This window comes from Pelagimonas varians (genome assembly GCF_003208435.1).
Classification (GTDB): domain Bacteria; phylum Pseudomonadota; class Alphaproteobacteria; order Rhodobacterales; family Rhodobacteraceae; genus Pelagimonas; species Pelagimonas varians.
Map to the genome: position 1 here is coordinate 319045 of NZ_QKMF01000002.1, position 16395 is coordinate 335439.

The 16395-nt window shown below is 56.2% G+C and carries 18 protein-coding genes; 9 read left to right on the top strand and 9 right to left on the bottom strand.

All coding sequences use genetic code 11. The features are described from left to right. Positions 1 to 11 precede the first annotated feature (11 nt). Positions 12 to 533, bottom strand: coding sequence for a putative pterin-binding protein (locus tag C8N36_RS04005; RefSeq protein ID WP_097803324.1), 522 nt, complete (start codon positions 531 to 533; stop codon positions 12 to 14). 229 nt (positions 534 to 762) lie between these two features. On the opposite strand from C8N36_RS04005, the gene C8N36_RS04010 reads away from it, so the two are divergent. The 4 genes from C8N36_RS04010 to C8N36_RS04025 all read left to right on the top strand — a co-directional run bounded on the left by C8N36_RS04010 (position 763) and on the right by C8N36_RS04025 (position 4288). After that, a complete protein-coding gene (locus C8N36_RS04010; RefSeq protein ID WP_097803325.1) occupies positions 763 to 1365 on the top strand; it encodes a response regulator transcription factor in 603 nt (200 codons plus the stop codon). 76 nt (positions 1366 to 1441) lie between these two features. Then, positions 1442 to 2926, top strand: a complete 1485-nt coding sequence (gene glpK / locus C8N36_RS04015) for a glycerol kinase GlpK (RefSeq protein ID WP_097803326.1) — start codon at positions 1442 to 1444, stop codon at positions 2924 to 2926. A 100-nt stretch (positions 2927 to 3026) separates the two neighbouring features. Further along, on the top strand, positions 3027 to 3728 hold the full coding sequence (locus C8N36_RS04020; protein WP_097803327.1) for a Crp/Fnr family transcriptional regulator: 702 nt from the start codon (positions 3027 to 3029) through the stop codon (positions 3726 to 3728). Beyond that, positions 3725 to 4288: a DUF4202 domain-containing protein gene (locus tag C8N36_RS04025; protein ID WP_097803328.1), complete on the top strand. Its 564-nt coding sequence runs from the start codon at positions 3725 to 3727 to the stop codon at positions 4286 to 4288. The genes C8N36_RS04020 and C8N36_RS04025 overlap by 4 nt, the downstream gene beginning before the upstream one ends. A gap of 9 nt (positions 4289 to 4297) precedes the next feature. Here the strand turns inward: C8N36_RS04025 and C8N36_RS04030 are convergent, their stop codons facing one another. From C8N36_RS04030 to C8N36_RS04065, 8 genes are all read right to left on the bottom strand, one after another. Beyond that, positions 4298 to 4978 (bottom strand): NnrU family protein, encoded by a 681-nt coding sequence (locus tag C8N36_RS04030; RefSeq protein WP_097803329.1) that lies wholly within the window; start codon positions 4976 to 4978, stop codon positions 4298 to 4300. A 16-nt stretch (positions 4979 to 4994) separates the two neighbouring features. Further along, on the bottom strand, positions 4995 to 5240 hold the full coding sequence (locus C8N36_RS04035; protein WP_097803330.1) for a cytochrome C oxidase subunit IV family protein: 246 nt from the start codon (positions 5238 to 5240) through the stop codon (positions 4995 to 4997). A 10-nt stretch (positions 5241 to 5250) separates the two neighbouring features. Next, positions 5251 to 5814, bottom strand: coding sequence for a cytochrome c oxidase subunit 3 (locus C8N36_RS04040; RefSeq protein WP_245910716.1), 564 nt, complete (start codon positions 5812 to 5814; stop codon positions 5251 to 5253). Further along, entirely contained in the window at positions 5811 to 7781 is a 1971-nt protein-coding gene (locus C8N36_RS04045) for a nitric oxide reductase activation protein NorD (RefSeq protein ID WP_097803415.1), read from the bottom strand. Before C8N36_RS04045 ends, C8N36_RS04040 begins: the two co-directional genes overlap by 4 nt. Positions 7782 to 7789: 8 nt before the next feature. Then, on the bottom strand, positions 7790 to 8599 hold the full coding sequence (locus C8N36_RS04050) for a CbbQ/NirQ/NorQ/GpvN family protein (RefSeq protein ID WP_097803331.1): 810 nt from the start codon (positions 8597 to 8599) through the stop codon (positions 7790 to 7792). Positions 8600 to 8630: 31 nt separating this feature from the next. Continuing rightward, positions 8631 to 9998 carry a cbb3-type cytochrome c oxidase subunit I gene (locus C8N36_RS04055; RefSeq protein ID WP_097803332.1) on the bottom strand — a complete coding sequence of 456 codons (1368 nt, stop codon included), beginning with the start codon at positions 9996 to 9998 and terminating at the stop codon, positions 8631 to 8633. A 12-nt stretch (positions 9999 to 10010) separates the two neighbouring features. Continuing rightward, positions 10011 to 10460, bottom strand: a complete 450-nt coding sequence (locus tag C8N36_RS04060) for a c-type cytochrome (protein ID WP_097803333.1) — start codon at positions 10458 to 10460, stop codon at positions 10011 to 10013. Positions 10461 to 10653: 193 nt separating this feature from the next. Further along, positions 10654 to 11865: an NnrS family protein gene (locus C8N36_RS04065; protein WP_097803416.1), complete on the bottom strand. Its 1212-nt coding sequence runs from the start codon at positions 11863 to 11865 to the stop codon at positions 10654 to 10656. Positions 11866 to 12316: 451 nt separating this feature from the next. Here C8N36_RS04065 and cobA point away from each other — a divergent pair, with 451 nt between their 5' ends. From cobA to nirJ, 5 genes are read left to right on the top strand one after another with little or no spacing between them, the layout of a single operon-like run. Further along, positions 12317 to 13123 (top strand): uroporphyrinogen-III C-methyltransferase, encoded by an 807-nt coding sequence (gene cobA / locus C8N36_RS04075; protein WP_176527065.1) that lies wholly within the window; start codon positions 12317 to 12319, stop codon positions 13121 to 13123. A gap of 42 nt (positions 13124 to 13165) precedes the next feature. Next, positions 13166 to 14158, top strand: coding sequence for a siroheme decarboxylase subunit beta (ahbB, locus tag C8N36_RS04080; RefSeq protein WP_097803417.1), 993 nt, complete (start codon positions 13166 to 13168; stop codon positions 14156 to 14158). Continuing rightward, entirely contained in the window at positions 14158 to 14631 is a 474-nt protein-coding gene (locus C8N36_RS04085; protein ID WP_097803335.1) for an Lrp/AsnC family transcriptional regulator, read from the top strand. Before ahbB (C8N36_RS04080) ends, C8N36_RS04085 begins: the two co-directional genes overlap by 1 nt. Further along, on the top strand, positions 14628 to 15113 hold the full coding sequence (gene ahbB / locus C8N36_RS04090; RefSeq protein ID WP_097803336.1) for a siroheme decarboxylase subunit beta: 486 nt from the start codon (positions 14628 to 14630) through the stop codon (positions 15111 to 15113). Before C8N36_RS04085 ends, ahbB (C8N36_RS04090) begins: the two co-directional genes overlap by 4 nt. A gap of 3 nt (positions 15114 to 15116) precedes the next feature. Continuing rightward, on the top strand, positions 15117 to 16340 hold the full coding sequence (gene nirJ / locus C8N36_RS04095) for a heme d1 biosynthesis radical SAM protein NirJ (RefSeq protein ID WP_097803337.1): 1224 nt from the start codon (positions 15117 to 15119) through the stop codon (positions 16338 to 16340). Positions 16341 to 16395 lie beyond the last annotated feature (55 nt).

Below are 16395 nucleotides of genomic sequence, written 5' to 3' on the forward strand. Positions count from 1 at the left end.
ACAAGGGCAGGTTACCGGTGAACTTCAATCCGGTCCAACTGCCAAATGCTTCGGGCATAATATACTTCGGATCTGAAGCGTACGGCCTTGTCATATGGATACACAAGCCACAGGGGGCCTTTGTCGCGGACCGACATCGGGGCACCGTTTCTTTCGTATGCGATCAGCGCCGCGCCGCTTTCGAAATCTTCGGCGGGGATGTCGATCAAATACTCGTTTGCAGCATAGGCGCTAAGCGAAACCCCCTTGGACCCGACATGGGTCAGCAAAGTTCCCAACTCGACGCCCGCAAATTGCTGGAGCCCTTCGGTCCAGATGGTTTCAGTTTCAAATCCGGCGCTGTCCAGAGATCTGAGCATGGCCAAGTCAAACTCTGCGAAATCGCCTTTGTTGGTTTTTTCGATGTTTCCTTCAACGATCAAAACAACGTCGCCATCAGGAATCGGCAAGGGTTCCGAAATGGCTGAACTGGCAGAAAAGGCGGCGAATAAAACACCGCAAACGCAGGGCAGGTACGCAAATTTGCGAATCATACTAAATTAAATTCCCGTCAATCGAATCGAGCCAAAGTGTGGAGGTCAGCAGACTTTAAGTGTAAGTTCAGCAGGATACTTATTGCTCTCATTCGTATAGGATGGCAATTTGGGGGTGGGAAAGGCCCTTGCACCTTGAAAGGCGCGAGCTGGCGAAAACGACACACGTTGTTCTTTGGCCTTAAGACAGCCATACAAGGTCAAATTGTCCGAGATTGGAAGAGTAAGAATGCGTATCTTGGTTGCAGATGACCATGATCTAGTCCGCGACACCATTGCCGCCTATTTGGCCGGAGGTGATGTCGAAGACGTTGTGACGGTTTCCACCTTGGATGAAGCCGTAAAAGCTGCTGCCGAGAGCGGTAGCTTTGACTTGGTCCTGCTTGACTATCATATGCCTGGAATGAACGGGCTTGAGGGGCTTGCGCGGATGAAAACCGCGAATGACAACCGGCCTGTGGCGATCATTTCTGGCAGCGCAACGCGTGAAGTTGCCGACGCGGCGCTGAAAGCCGGGGCGCAGGGGTTTATTCCCAAAACGCTCAGCGCCAAGTCCCTTTTGACTGCGGCCCGTTTTATGATCGCTGGAGAAGTCTATGCGCCATTGGAATTCATGCAGCAAAAACCGGACGCTCAGACCGGCTCTTTGACGCGCCGTGAACTGGATGTTTTGCGCGGTATTTGCGAAGCGAAAGCCAACAAGGAAATCGCGCGCGATCTGGACCTGCAAGAAGTCACGGTAAAATTGCACGTAAAGACCCTCAGCCGCAAATTGGGCGCGCGAAACCGCACCCACGTGGCGATGATTGCCCGGGACAAGGGGCTAGCCTGACCTTTTCTATAGCCACCTTCGACAAAAAACGCTAGATTTCGAAAAAAAACGAATTCAAGCGAAAGTGGAGGGGCCGATGGGGTTCATTCTTGCGATTGACCAGGGGACGACGTCCAGCCGGGGGATTATCTTTGACGACAAGCTGCAGATTGTAGCCTCGGACCAAGAAGAATTCGCGCAGCACTTCCCGGCCTCTGGGTGGGTCGAGCATGATTGCAACGATCTTTTGACGACAACTTTGTCGACGTGCCGGGCCGCGATTGCCAAGGCAGGTATTTCAGCTGTGGACATCGCCGCCATCGGCATCACCAACCAGCGTGAAACCACATTGGTCTGGGATCGAGCCACCGGTGAACCGATCCATAATGCGATTGTCTGGCAAGATCGCCGAACCTCCGAAATGTGCCAAACTCTCAAAGCCAATGGGCATGAAGCTGAAGTGACCGAACGCACAGGCTTGCTTCTTGACCCCTATTTCAGCGGCACCAAATTGGCGTGGATCTTGGACACCGTTAAGGGCGCGCGCGCACGGGCCGAAGCGGGTGAGTTGATCTTTGGCACCGTCGACAGCTGGTTGATCTGGAACCTGACCGGCGGCGCACGGCATGTGACCGATGCCACCAATGCGGCGCGCACAATGCTATATGACATTCGCGAAGGTTGCTGGTCACCCCAGATGTGCGACATCCTGAATGTCCCGATGGCGATGCTGCCCGAAGTTCTTGATTGTGCCGCCGATTTCGGTGTGGCGAAGGCTGAGTTTTTCGGTGCGGATATTCCGATCTTGGGGGTCGCCGGTGACCAGCAGGCGGCGACAATCGGGCAGGCCTGTTTTGAACCGGGTATGCTGAAATCGACCTATGGCACCGGGTGTTTTGCCTTGCTCAACACCGGTGACAGCCCCGTCACATCGAACAACCGTCTTTTGACCACCATTGCCTATCAGCTTGATGGCAAGCCAACATATGCGCTCGAAGGATCGATTTTTGTCGCGGGGGCTGTGGTTCAGTGGTTGCGTGACGGGATCAAAATTATTGAAGGTGCAGCGCAAACCCAAGCGCTGGCCGAGGCGGCCGATGAGGGCCAAGATGTGGTGATGGTGCCCGCCTTTACCGGTCTTGGCGCGCCTTATTGGAATGCCGAATGCCGCGGGGCGATTTTTGGCCTGAGCCGCGGTTCAGGACCGGAAGAGTTCGCGCGCGCTGCGCTTGAAAGCGTTGGCTATCAAACGCGTGATTTGCTGGAGGCCATGCAGGCCGACTGGGGTAGTTCAGGCAAAACAGCATTGCGGGTCGATGGCGGGATGAGCGCGTCGAATTGGGCCATGCAATTCTTGTCCGATATTCTGGATGCGCCGGTCGACCGTCCAAATGTGCTTGAAACCACAGCAATGGGGGCCGCTTGGCTTGCGGGACAGCGCGCGAATGTCTATCCTGACATGCAAGGTTTTGCTCAAACATGGGCGCTGGAAAAACGGTTTAACGCCGATATGAGCGCCGACACACGGGATCGGAAATATGCGGCTTGGAAACGGGCGGTTGCGGCTGCGCAAGTGTTTTGAAATCGTGCATGTGACCGGAATTGAGACAGCGAAACGCTCGACAGTCGGGCGAGGATCAGTAATACCTAAGCGCTAACACTTCAATCTGGATGGACACGAAATGAGACCCGAAGACATCGCAATCGCGTCCTCTTCCTTGTTGATTGGAGGCTTGTCACCCGGGGCGCAAAACACATTGTTGCAACGGGCGCAGGTCCGTGAGTTCGATCGCGGTTCGACGCTGTTTTTACAAGGCGAACGCGCGAATGCAATTTACATTGTGCTGGACGGTTGGGTAAAGTTGTACCGCATCGCGCGCAATGGGTCGGAAGCCGTCGTTGGGGTTTTTACCAAGGGCCGCAGCTTCGGAGAGGCAGTGGCCTTTCGCCATGATACCTATCCCGTCTCGGCCGAAGCGGTGACCCATTGCAGGCTTATGCGGATTGAAGCAGATAATTTCTTGCACCTGATACGATCCGATCCCGATGTGGCCGTGTCGATTTTGACAGCAACCTATGCGCATCTTCACAGCCTTGTGGCGCAGGTCGAGGCACTGAAGGCCCGGACAGGTGCGCAACGTGTAGCAGAGTTTTTGTTAGAGTTGGCGAAATGTGACGATGGGGTTTGCGGAGTGACACTGCCCTATGACAAAGTGCTGATAGCGGGACGTTTGGGGATGAAACCCGAAAGCCTAAGCCGGGCCTTTGGCGCTTTGAAAGCGCACGGCGTGAAAATAAAACAAAACAAGGCTGAAATCGAAGACGTAGAAGCGTTGCGCGCCTATGCCGAAGAAGATCCGGCCAATGCCTGGGGGCAAAAATGAACGGTGATTTGAACAAAGCGATAGCACTGGTTGACGGTGCCAACAAAGCCGATCCGAATATGGAAGAAGGCCGCCCCGAAGCGCTTCTTTATGGCGAACGGATGAGTGCGGAGATGGACCGCCTGTTTCCGGATGCTTCGGATGTGTTGAAAATAGCGGCGCGCGGCCAGCATGTTGAACGGTGGAAGTTGCCGCGCAAGGATTTCCCTGAAGGGCGCGCCGGATATTATGCGTGGCGCAAGGAACAAGGCCGCCGGCACGGTGAACGTGTTGCTGGTCTTATGGCTGAGGCCGGTTACAACGAAGAGGCGCAGACCCGCGTTGGTGTGATGCTGCGCAAAGAAGGCATCAAGCAAGACGCCGAGGTACAAGCGCTTGAGGATGTGATCTGTTTCGTTTTCCTCAAATGGTATTTCTCGCCTTTTGCGGACTCGCTGAAACCCGAAGCTTTGCCGCGTATTGTTGAACGAACCGCCGCGAAAATGTCTGCCGAAGGCCGGGCGCGGGCGCTTGCAGAATTTGATTTGCCAGAACCTTTTGCCGGAATGTTTCGCGACTAGGACCAAGGGTCAGGGATTGGGGATTACCCCAATCACCCCCTCGTGCAAATAGAATATCCCAGCCCAAGCGATGACGGCGATGGCCAGTCGGGGCAGGGAAGGCAGGCCTTTGGGCTGCCATTTCCCTGTAATCAATGCCGAAAATGGGACCAGTCCGGTATGCGCTGTAAGTGCGGACCAGTCTTGCCCCATCAGGCGGGCACGCCGCCGTTCGACCAGTTTCATTCCTATACCTGAAAACACCGCAAAGGTGCCAAACAAGATCACATGCGCAAGGTCTCCGTTTGCCCATAGGTGCACGCCAGACCACAGGGCCAGCGCCCATAACAGAGGCTGGCGGGTCACGCCCGCAATTCCGGGGTGATCGGGATCAAATCCTGCGGCGCGGCCTTCAAAAGCAAAGGGATTTGGCGCGGCGACACCGAACGTTGTTAATGCGATGACCACTGGCATAACCAAATTGACTGCCCACCGCGCGGTCTGTGTCTGGTCCCAAAGCGGCACAACAGGTGCACGGCCCGCGGCCCAGATCACCCAAAGCAGCAAAAACGTCGAGGTGATAGAAAACACGGTGGTATAGCCGCGCGCTCCCAGTTTTTGGATCAAAATGTCTTTGACGCCCAAAGCAGAGGGTATCCGGTGCGACGCCATAAACAGCGCCATCGCCAGCGCAAATTCGATCCAGCCCAAAACGGTCTCCTGCGTGTTAGCTTGCCGCGACGGCCAGTCCCATAATGCCAATCATATAGATCGCCAGAACCATGCCAAACCCGCGTCCCCAGCTTGGGGCATTTTGCAGCCCAAGATAGACACGCAAGATGACCTGTGCCTTGATCCAAGCCAAAGTCAAAATGGCTAGGCTGGCAAAGATGCCCGCCGCACCAAAATGCGCCAGAATCGTGCTGCCGATTGAAAGGGCAATGAGGGTAAGCCATGCATTGGTTACAGACATGCGCGGATCCTTACAGCAGGTACATAATCGGGAAGAGCAGCACCCAAACCAGATCAACCATGTGCCAGAATGCGGCCCCGACTTCGGTGTTGCGCGGTGTGACTTTCCAGCTGACAAGCGCAAGGATAACAATGCCTGCGATCACATGCATCGCATGGAAACCGGTCAGCATATAGTAGAACAAAAAGAAGCTATGGGTTTCAAAATCAATGCCTTGGGCGGATTTGTCGGCATATTCTGCGCCTTTGATGACCAAAAACACTACGCCCAGAATGCTGGCCGCAGCCAAGAACAATCGGGTGCGTAAAATATTCCCCATTTCCGAGGCCTGCACCGCCAGCGCAGCGAGCCAGCCAGACGTCACCAGCACGACGGTGTTGATCCCCGCAGTGGTGGCGTTTAGATGTGTTTGCGCTTCGGAAAAGCCTGCGGGATCGGTTAACCGCACGCCCATAAAGGCAGCAAGGCCCGCGCCAAAAACCAGCAGTTCGGACACAATCAAAATCCACATCATCAAATCACCGGGCAGGGCATCAATGCCCTCTGCCGGTGTTTGCTTGGTCGCATCCTTCATCCCGCGCCGACCAACTCTCGGTAGATTTTGGGCAGGGCGTAGAGCAGTTTATCAGGTTCAGGGATCAGGGAATAACCGCCTTTTCCAAAGATGCGGGGGAACCAGCTTTTGCCATCACGGTCCACGGCAATACCATAGACGGCATGACCGGCGCGGCGGGCTTCCTGGACCGCCATCCGGCTGTCTTCGATGCCGTGTCGGCCTTCGTAATGGTCTAGATCGTTGGGTTTGCCATCGGTGATCACCAGTAGCAATCTACGCTTGCGCGGCTGGTTGCCAAGTTCCTTGGAGGCATGACGCATCGCAGCCCCAAGACGGGTGTAGAACCCCGGTTGCAGCGCTCCGATCCGGCCTTCGACCTGTTTGGTCATCTGTTCGTCAAAGCTCTTGGCGTTTTGAAAGTAGACGCGGTCGCGTTTCAGCGATGAAAAGGCGTTGACTGCAAAATCGTCGCCGCAGGCATCAAGCCCCCATGCAAAGGCAGCCAGGGCTTCGCGTTCGACGTCAATCACCCGCCGTCCGTCGTGGCCGTGGCCGGGGATCGAAGATTCGGTTGATCGGGACACATCGAGCAGGATCGATACGGCCAGATCGCGTTTTTCAGCGCGGGTCTGGTTCCATACTCTGTCATCCGACACGCCGGTGGCAAGGAATTCGACATGGGCGCGCACAGCGCGTTCGGTGTTCAGCTCATCACCGTCAGGATGGCCTTGGCTGGACACGCGGCCGGGGCGCAGCGCTTCGAATTGGCGGCGCACGGCGCGGATGCGTGCCTGCGCGCGCGGATCATGGGTAAAGACATCCACATCGCCCGCTTCGGCAGGGGACGCCAACACACGGCAATGATTGCGCATGTAGGAATTGGTCCGGCAATCCCATTCCGGATAGGTGGTGACGGCGGACAGCATTTCGCGGTCGACGTCTTCGGGGGCCAGATCAAGATGCAATTTGAGACGGGTGGCAGGGGCCTCTTTGATTTGGCCCAGCCCGATTTCTTCTTGGTCGTCAGCCGCTTTTTTGGCGTCGTCGTTGTCGTCATCTTCAACGCGGCGGTTGATGTTCAAGAACTCGGTGAAACTCAGGATCGCTTCGAACTTGTGCAAAATAAAGCTGTCGGGCCGGTCAATCTGGTCAGCCTTGCGGCGGCGGGCCTTGCGGGCGCGGCCTTCTTCGGAATCGCCTTGTTCGGTTTCGCCGTCGGTTTCGGGGTTTTCTACCGTCATGGATTCCGACCTGTCCGAGTGCCTCAGATCAGGCCAAAGAGCGATGGGGCGAAACGGCAGGTATCCGCGCGGTGCGCGCCAATCGGCAAAGTCGCCCGCGTCTATCGACGCCAGCATGGCCGTTGCGCGGTCGTTTAATGGCTCGTCGGTCCCCAAAAAATGCCGGATCAAGGCTTCGATTGCGGCCTCAGCGGGGGGCAAGGTTGGCGTGCGGCGCAAGAACAGCGTGGCATCGCACAGGTCACGGTAGAGTTTCCGATATCCCGGAGCCAGTTCCAGAGCCGCGTCGACAGTTTGCCTGGCGGCGCGAAGGCCAGCCATATCGGCGCGCAAAGGATCATCATCCTCAGCTGGCAGCGTTACTTGGGACGCGCCGACCGCTGCTGCAGCCAGCCACAAATAGAGGGCTGCGTTTGCTTCGCGCGCGGGGAACACCGCAAGTGATTCCGGCATCCGCAGCGCCATGCCGTCAAAACTGGCACGCGGGACGGCTTCGGCCCATGTCCCCAGTTTACGGCGCAACGAGAGCCGGTGATGAGACACCTCATCACCGACGGGTTTGAGTTCGACAGATGGATCGCCCCCCAAACCACGAAATAAGACTGCCAGCCGCCCGCCAACCTCAGAAAGGTCGACGCGGGCTCCTTCGTGGACAACAGGTGCGTCCAAACGACTGGCATAATTGTGCCACAGCTTCCCGACAGTTTCTTCGGGTTCCCATGGCTCAATTTCGATCTTTGTCACCACAGGCCTCACCCGAAAATTGCAGTGACAAGATCGAGGAGCCCACGTTTCACGTCCGCGTCGTCAGACAGCGGTTCGATCATTGCGGCCAAGATAGCGCGTTCAACCGGCATGCCTTGGGCGATCAGCGTTGCCGCATAGATCACCAGACGGGTTGAAACGCCTTCCTCGAGGTCCTGCCCCTTGAGATCGCGCAGCTTGTTGGCCAGACGGACAAGGGGTTTGACGCGTTCTTCGTCCAGACCGGATTCGCGAACCACAACAGGGATCTCGAAGGCAGGTGTGGGGAAGTCGAATTCCATCGAAACGAAGCGTTGCCGCGTCGAAGGTTTCAGCGTCTTCAGGATGTTTTGGTAACCGGGGTTGTAGCTGGCCACGAGCATGAAGCCATCTGTGGCCTCGATCTCTTCGCCGGTCCGGTCCAGCGGCAAAATGCGCCGGTCATCGGTCAGCGGGTGTAGAACCACGGTTACGTCTTTACGGGCCTCGACGACTTCGTCGAGATAGCAGATTGCACCTTCGCGCACGGCGCGGGTGAGGGGGCCATCCACCCAGATCGTTTCGCCGCCCTTGAGCAGGTAGCGACCAATCAGGTCAGAGGCAGACAGGTCATCGTGGCAGGCCACGGTATACAGCTTGCGGTTCAGCTTGGCGGCCATATGGGCCACAAAACGGGTTTTTCCGCAGCCTGTCGGACCTTTCAGCAGGACCGGCAAATTATTCTGACTGGCAGCTGTGAACATTTCACATTCATCGCCAGTGGGAAGGTAGAAGGGGGCATTTGCCGCCCCCTCCAGAGTGTTTAGATTTCCATCCATAGTGGTCATTCCATCAATCTTTCAGCCAAAGTTATTCGGCAGGAGTGCCAACGGCACCGGCTTCGATGATTTCCTTGCGTGGTTTCATCACCGCGTAGATGAAGAGAACCGCGCCCAGAACAACTGCGATGCCCGATCCGAAGCGCATCACATAGAAGATCCAAAGCTGTTCCTGGACATCCATGAAGGCTTCGCCGTTCACACGCTGTAGGTGCGTTTGAACAGTTCCGGCAAAGGTCAGGGTGAAGGTCATGAAGGTCATGCCGCCAGCCATCAGCCAGAAAGAAACCATGTTCAGCACTTGGTTGAATGGATCACGTCCGCGCAAAATCGGCATTGCGTAGGAGATGATCGCCAGGTTCAGCGCGACATAGGCTCCAAAGAACGCAAGGTGACCGTGGGCTGCCGTGATCTGCGTGCCGTGTGTGTAAAAGTTCACTCCGTGCAGCGTATGCAAGAAGCCCCAGACCCCGGCACCAAAGAACGCCAGTGTTGCACATCCAAGTGACCAAAGCAGCGCTGCCTTGTTCGGATGGTCGCGGCGGCCTTTCCAGACCATGACAAAGGCGAAGGCCATCATGCCAAAGAAGGGTACGATTTCGAGCGAACTGAAGATCGAACCGATCCACTGCCAATACCCGGGGGTGCCGATCCAGAAGTAGTGGTGACCGGTGCCAAGGATACCTGAGAACAGGGCTAAAGCTGCGATAACGTAAAGCCACTTTTCAACAACTTCACGGTCCACACCGGTCAGTTTCAACATCAAGAACGCAAGGATGGACGCCATCACAAGTTCCCAAGTGCCTTCGACCCACAGGTGTACAACATACCACCAGTACATTTTATCCAGTGCGAGGTTGTCAGGGTTGTAGAAGCTGAAGAGGAACAGCAAGGCAATGCCCCACAGGCCCAATAGCAAGATGTTGGTGATCGCGGTTTTCTTACCTTTCAACACCGTCATCGAGATGTTGTAGAGGAAGATCAGCGCAGCCACGACGATACCGGCTTTGACCCACTTTGGCTGTTCAAGGAATTCGCGGCCCTCTTTGCCCAGCAAAAAGTTGCCTTCGAAGAGGTTGAACAGATAGGTCACAACCACGCCGGCGGTTCCCAAAACGAGGATCGCGAGCTGGAGGTATGCCAGCTTTTCGGAGTGGATTTCCTGTTCGGATTCTTCTGGCACAAGGAAGTAAGCAGCACCAAAGAAACCGGTCAGCAGCCACACGACAAGCGAGTTGGTGTGCAACATGCGGCCAATGTTGAATGGGATCAATTCAGACAGGAAGTTCCCGTCTACATAGATCCAGCCCAGCACCAGACCCATCGTTACCTGAACGGCGAACAACGCCATGGCAACGACGAAATAGGCAAAGGCAATTCGTTGAGTTTTGTATTTCATGTCCCTGTCTCCTTACCCGGCTTCGTTCGGCGGCCAGTCTTGGGCGTCGATTGTCTGGGACCACAGCAAGAAATCCGCGAGACCGCGGTATTCTTCTTCGGTTAGGTCAAAGCTGGGCATTTGACGGCGACCTTCGATGCCCGTGGGCATGGCCTCCATCCAGTTGCGTAGTGTTTCATAGCCTTCTTCGGCATCCTCCACGCCCCAACGATCCATCACGTTAACCAATTCCGGTGCGAAATAAGCTCCTTCACCCAAAAGCGTGTGACAGTTGATGCAGGCGTGTTTTTCCCAAACATGCTTGCCCAGCCTTACGCTGTCGGTCAGCGTCGCTTCATTGGTGGAGGTGGTGACGATATATCGATGAGAGTGGGCCGAAAGGGCCAGGAATATGAGAATAAAGAACAGTGACCCACCGTAGAAGATATTGCGGGCCATGCTCTTGGTCATGACTTCGCGCATCGCGCTTATCCTTCCCTTGAGTTTTCTGGTCTTTGCACCATCGACGGGAGGGGCGAGTCGTTCCTTAACAATAGTCAATCGGATTGATCGGATTTGCAGTTAATCGGGATTTGCCCTTGAAAAACATCAAATTCACCATGTGGCGTGCGAAAAGGCGGATCCCGGACCCGCCCTTCGTCGATTTTTTCCCGATTTAGCTTGGCGCTGCGGGCGGCGGTGCAACTGGCGTTTTTCGGACACGTTCACCCCAAAAAACGGGCCACAGTGCTATGGTGAACAACCCAAATGCCAGTACCCAAAGTGCGCCCGACGCCAAAACGCCAACTGCATATATCTGCGGAACCAGTGTGGCGACCAGTCGGATCAAAGCCGCCAATGGCACCATGGTATAGGCAATCACGAGCAGTCTCGGGGCGATCAACGCCCGGCCCGAGTGACCCAAAGCCGCCCGCGACATCACAGCCAAAGTCATGCCGCCAACGCCGCCAATTCCCAAGACATGCAAAGCGGCAACATCGGAAAAGACGTCGAAGCCTGCAAGGCCAAGCAAGATGAACCCGACAGCATTGACCGCATAGGACAAGTGCAAGACCCACAAGATTGGCTGGTTCAGCGTCCAGCCGCCGCGCCACTGTGCGACACGGGCTAAACCTGCGATCCCGGCAACTAGGCCAGCGATCCCGACCATCCATGTCGGGGCACCTGCCAGCAATCCGACAGGTACTGCCAGCGCCGGAGCAATAGAGAGAGCAGCGAGTAGGGGCGGGTTAAGGGGTAGGTCAGTATCGCGGCCCGTTCGCCGCATGGCATTGGTGGTGAACGCCGGTGTGACGCGGCCACCCAGAATCATAATCAAACCGCAAAGGGCAAGCAATCCACCGCGAAGACCTTGGCTGGCCGTGTCTTGGGTGACACCGGTCCATTCCAGATGCACCAACAGATTGCCGGACCAAAAGATCATGATCGCGACCAATAAGATCAATTGCTGGGGTTTCGGGCGCTTGAGCAACGTTTGCAAGATGCGTCCGGCCAAAATGGGCAAGAACAGCAGGTCAATCAGCGCGACCAATCCCACGGGCAAGGCCCCTGACCAGAACATCACCAGACGTCCAGCAAGCCAAAGACCGGAGCTCGCGGCAAAAAAGGTCCAAGGTTCAGGGCCGGATTTGGACCAGCTGGGGGCCGCAGTCAGCAAAAATCCAGCAACGGCTGCGGACCCATAGCCAAATATCATCTCATGTGCATGCCAAAGATGCGGGGCTTGGGCGACTGGCAAATCAAAGCCGCCGTTGCTGGCTTGCCAGATGTCCCAGACCAAAATTGCCAGCATTGCAAAGACACCCGCCAGCAAAAAGAAGACTCGGTAACCGGCGGACAGCAGCCGTTTCAAACCGCTTATTTCCATGTTTTCGATCTTCTCACAGGGCATAGAGAACGGTTTGAATGTGGCCTTGGTGCCCGCGCTGGAACCAGCTGTCTTTGCTGGACTGGCTGGGCAGTCGTGGCATCCACAAAAACGCGCCACGTTGCCCGCGTTTTCGAAAGGAAGGAGTTTAATTTATTGGAATTGTGAGGTTTTTGCATAAGATCTCTGCCGGTTGGCACCATCTGGTGTTCGCAATTTGGTGCGTGTCCTCACCTTCGATTGTTGGACGGAATTTTTCTTTGACCAAAGTCAAGGAGCCGCGATCACGATGTCGGCAAAGTTGAATCACTTGGAGGATGCGCAAGATTCATGATCACGGTGCCGGATTTGCCTTTGCGCAACCGGCCCTTTGATCTGGCAGCGTAGCACCTTTGATCCAACCGGGCATTTGCAGCCCTTTAGCCACGCTATGTTTGTGAAAGATCCAGCTATGACAGATGACATCCAGCTGACGAAGGCAACGGCGAACAAGGGCAAAGTCCTGCTGGTCGGGGCCGGTCCGGGGGATCCTGAATTTCTGACGCGAAAAGCTATGCGGGTCATCCAAACTGCGGATGTTGTCGTTTTTGATCGGTTGGTATCGCCGGAAATTATCGAATTGGTACCACAGGCGACGCGCTGCATTGATGTCGGTAAAGCACCGGGCAACCACAAGTTGCCACAAGAAGACATCAATACGTTGCTGGTCGAGCTTGCCGGGTTTGGGTTGACGGTCGCCCGCCTGAAAGGCGGAGAGCCGATGATCTTTGGCCGCGGCAGTGAAGAGGCCAGCGCGCTCCACAAGGCTGGCGTTTCGTTTGAATATATCCCCGGCATTACGTCTGCGCAGGGGGCGGCAGCGGCGACCGGTGTGCCGCTAACCCATCGCGGATGCGCCTTTGGTGTGCGCTATGTCACCGGACATCGCGCTGGAAACGCTGCGTTGGACTTGGATTGGGCGAGCCTTGCCAATGAAGACACAACCTTGGTTATTTACATGGGCGCGATGAATATCGCTAAAATCGCGTCACAGCTGATCCGTCATGGCATGGCATCGTCCCTGCCGGTCATGGCGGTTTCAGCGGCAACAACCCCCAGACAACGGCATGTGTTTTCCGACCTGAGCCGGATTTCGACATCAGCGCAGGGTTTTGAGGCCGACGCGCCGGTGCTGTTTGTTATCGGCCATGTCGTGTCTTTGGGCGCCGAAGCGGCCTTGGGGGCCGCAGCCACCGAAAAGGTGATGGCCTATGCCTGACACTTTTTCCTGTTCTCCACTTTCAGCATGGCGGGTTTCGACATGATCACGCACTTGGATCCGATCGACCAGCGGTTGCTGGATGAATTTCAACGCGATTTCCCATTGGTATCCCGACCGTTTTGCGTTTTGGCTGACGCGCTGCGTCTGACCGAAGCAGACGTGATTTCGCGCTTGGAAACCTTACAAGCCGAAGGCCGCATTTCGCGGGTCGGGGCCACGGTGCGCCCAAATACAGCGGGTGCATCAACTTTGGCGGCGATGGCGATCCCCGAGGACCGCATTGCCGAAGTTGCTGCCCGTGTCGGGCATGAGGGCGGGGTCAACCATTCCTATTTGCGAGAACACGATTGGAACCTTTGGTTTGTAGCCACGGCTCCGAACACGGAGGCGCTTGAGACCAGTTTGGATGATATTCGGCGCGACACCGGATTGGATGTGCTGGACCTACGATTGCGCAGACCCTTTAACATCGACCTTGGATTTCGCCTGTCCGGTGCCCGCAAACGGACGCCGCGGCGCGGAGAGCCTGATCTGTCGGCACTAGGCGAAGCTGATCGCCCCCTGCTGCACGCGATGTCACAAGGTATGCCCTTGGTGGCCCGCCCTTACGCGGCACTGGGCACAAGACTGGGTTTGGATGAGGCCACAGTTATTGACCGTATTCAGACCCTGTTTACCGCCGGTATCTTGACCCGTGTCGGGGTGATTGTCCGGCACCGCTCAGTAGGGTGGTCATCCAACGCAATGGTGGTTTGGAAGGTTCCTCAGGACCAAATCCTTGCCGCTGGAGAGGCCTTGGCGCAGCATCCGGGGGTGACGCTTTGCTATGAGCGGATCACCGTGGACGGCGTCTGGGACTACAACCTGTATTCAATGATCCATGCACGGTCGCGGTGCGAAGCCGCAGAGATTTTGCACGCTGCATCCGCGCTGCCCGAGATGGCAGGCATCGAGCACGAACCGCTCTTTTCGGTGCGGTGTTTCAAACAAACCGGTGCCGTGCTTGAAAACAACCGTGAAAGGGCTGCTTGATGCGCCGTAAACCACTTGCCGATGATGCGCTTGACGCCATTGACCGCCAGTTGATCAACCTGCTGCAAGACGGGTTTCCGCTGTCCAACCGGCCCTTTGCAGAAGTCGGTGAAGCATTGGGAACCGATGAGGCAGATGTTTTAAAGCGTCTGGCGTCTTTGCGGGAAATCGGTGCGATCACCCGTTTTGGACCGTTCATTGATGCTGCCGCCATGGGCGGGGCCTTTAGCCTGTGTGCGATGGCGGTTCCGGCCGAAAGATTCGAAGAAGTCATGACTTTGGTCAATGCCCACAAAGAAGTGGCGCACAATTATGAACGTGTTCACCACCTCAATATGTGGTTCGTGCTGGCCTGTGACCAGCCGAGCGGCATAAACGAAGTGGCGGACCGGATTGAGGCCGAAACCGGCATACAGGTTAAGCGCTTTCCGAAGCTCAAAGAATTCTTCATCGGCTTTAAGGTCTCGGCATGACGATTGACAGCATCGACCGCAAAATCCTAACCGCCACGCAAGGCGGGCTGCCGCTGACCGCGCAGCCCTATGCCGAGGTCGCCGTTTGGCTAGGCTTGGACGAGGCCGAAGTTGTCGGCCGTATCAAGGCGATGATGGACCGTGGGGTGATCCGCCGGATCGCCGTCGCCCCCAACCACTATGCGCTGGGCATGGTGGCCAATGGCATGTCGGTCTGGGACGTCGAAGATGGTGTTTCCGAAGAACTGGGCGCGCTGGTTGGTGCGCTTGAGTTCGTCAGCCATTGCTATTTACGGCCGCGGGCGCTGCCTGAATGGCCCTATAACCTGTTTGCAATGCTGCATGGATCGACCCGCGATGAGGTCGAAGATCACCGCGCTGAGGTTGTTGCCATTTTGGGCGATGCTTGCCGGTCCAATGATATTCTATATTCCACACGCATCTTGAAGAAGACCGGGATGCGCCTGACCAAAGGACGCTGACCAATGTTCCGCCTTTCTCAATATATGCATCAGCTGAAATCCCCGACGCCGGTGCGTGTGCGCCGTGGTGCTGGCGGGGTCAAACCGGTGGTGATCTGGAATATGACCCGCCGCTGTAATCTGAAGTGCCGCCATTGCTATACAACATCCGCTGATGTCGCCTTTCCCGGTGAGTTGAGCCATGAGCAGGCGATGGGTGTGCTGGATGATCTGAATGACTTTAAAATTCCAGCCCTGATTATGTCTGGCGGAGAGCCTCTGTCGCGCTTTGATTTCTTTGATCTGGCCAAACGCGCCCGCGAGCTGGATTTCCGCTATCTGGCCTTGTCGACGAACGGCACCAAACTGTCAGGGGATGCTGTGGCGCAGGTCGCTGACCTCAACTTTGACTACGTCGGGATTTCCATCGACGGTGTTCAGGATTTCAACGATTGGTTTCGCGGCCAAGAGGGCGCATATGCCGAAGCGTTGAACGGCATTCGCGAATGCAAAAAACGCGGCATCAAGGTGGGCTTGCGCTTCACGATCACCGAAGACAGCGCACATATGCTCGACGATATGCTGGATCTGTGTGACGCTGAAGGGGTGGATAAATTCTATCTGTCGCATCTTGTCTATGCTGGCCGTGGCGACAAGCATCGCGGCGACGACACCGAACATCTGCGCACCCGCAAGGCGATGGACACCCTGATCCAGCGTGGATGGGACGCGATTCAAAGCGGCAAGCCGCTTGAGTTGGTCACCGGCAACAATGACGCCGATGCGGTGTATTTCCTAAAATGGGTGCAAGAGAATTTCAGCGAAGCAGAGGCGGCGCATGTTCAAAGCCACCTTGAGGCATGGGGCGGCAATTCCTCGGGTCTTGGCGTCGCCAATATTGATCCTCTGGGCCGTGTACACCCTGATACTTATTGGTCGGATTATACCATCGGCAATGTCAAATCGACACCGTTTACCCAGCTGTGGACCGGTGACGATCCGATGCTGGCAACGCTGCGCCAACGTCCACGCCCGCTTAAAGGCCGCTGCGGAGAATGCGCCTTTAAACAGGTGTGCGGGGGCAATACCCGAATTCGCGCACTGCAAGTGACCGGCGATCCTTGGGCCGAAGATCCCGCATGCTATATGTCAAACCAAGAGGTCGGGATTGCAGAAGGTTTTGGCGACGGGGTGGTTGTGACGCCGTTTCGCGGAAAGCGCCACGATCCCAAACATCAGTTTCTATGACCGGTGCAGTATCAAAAAAACAAAAAATGCCGCCCTCAAGGAACCTTGGGGCGGC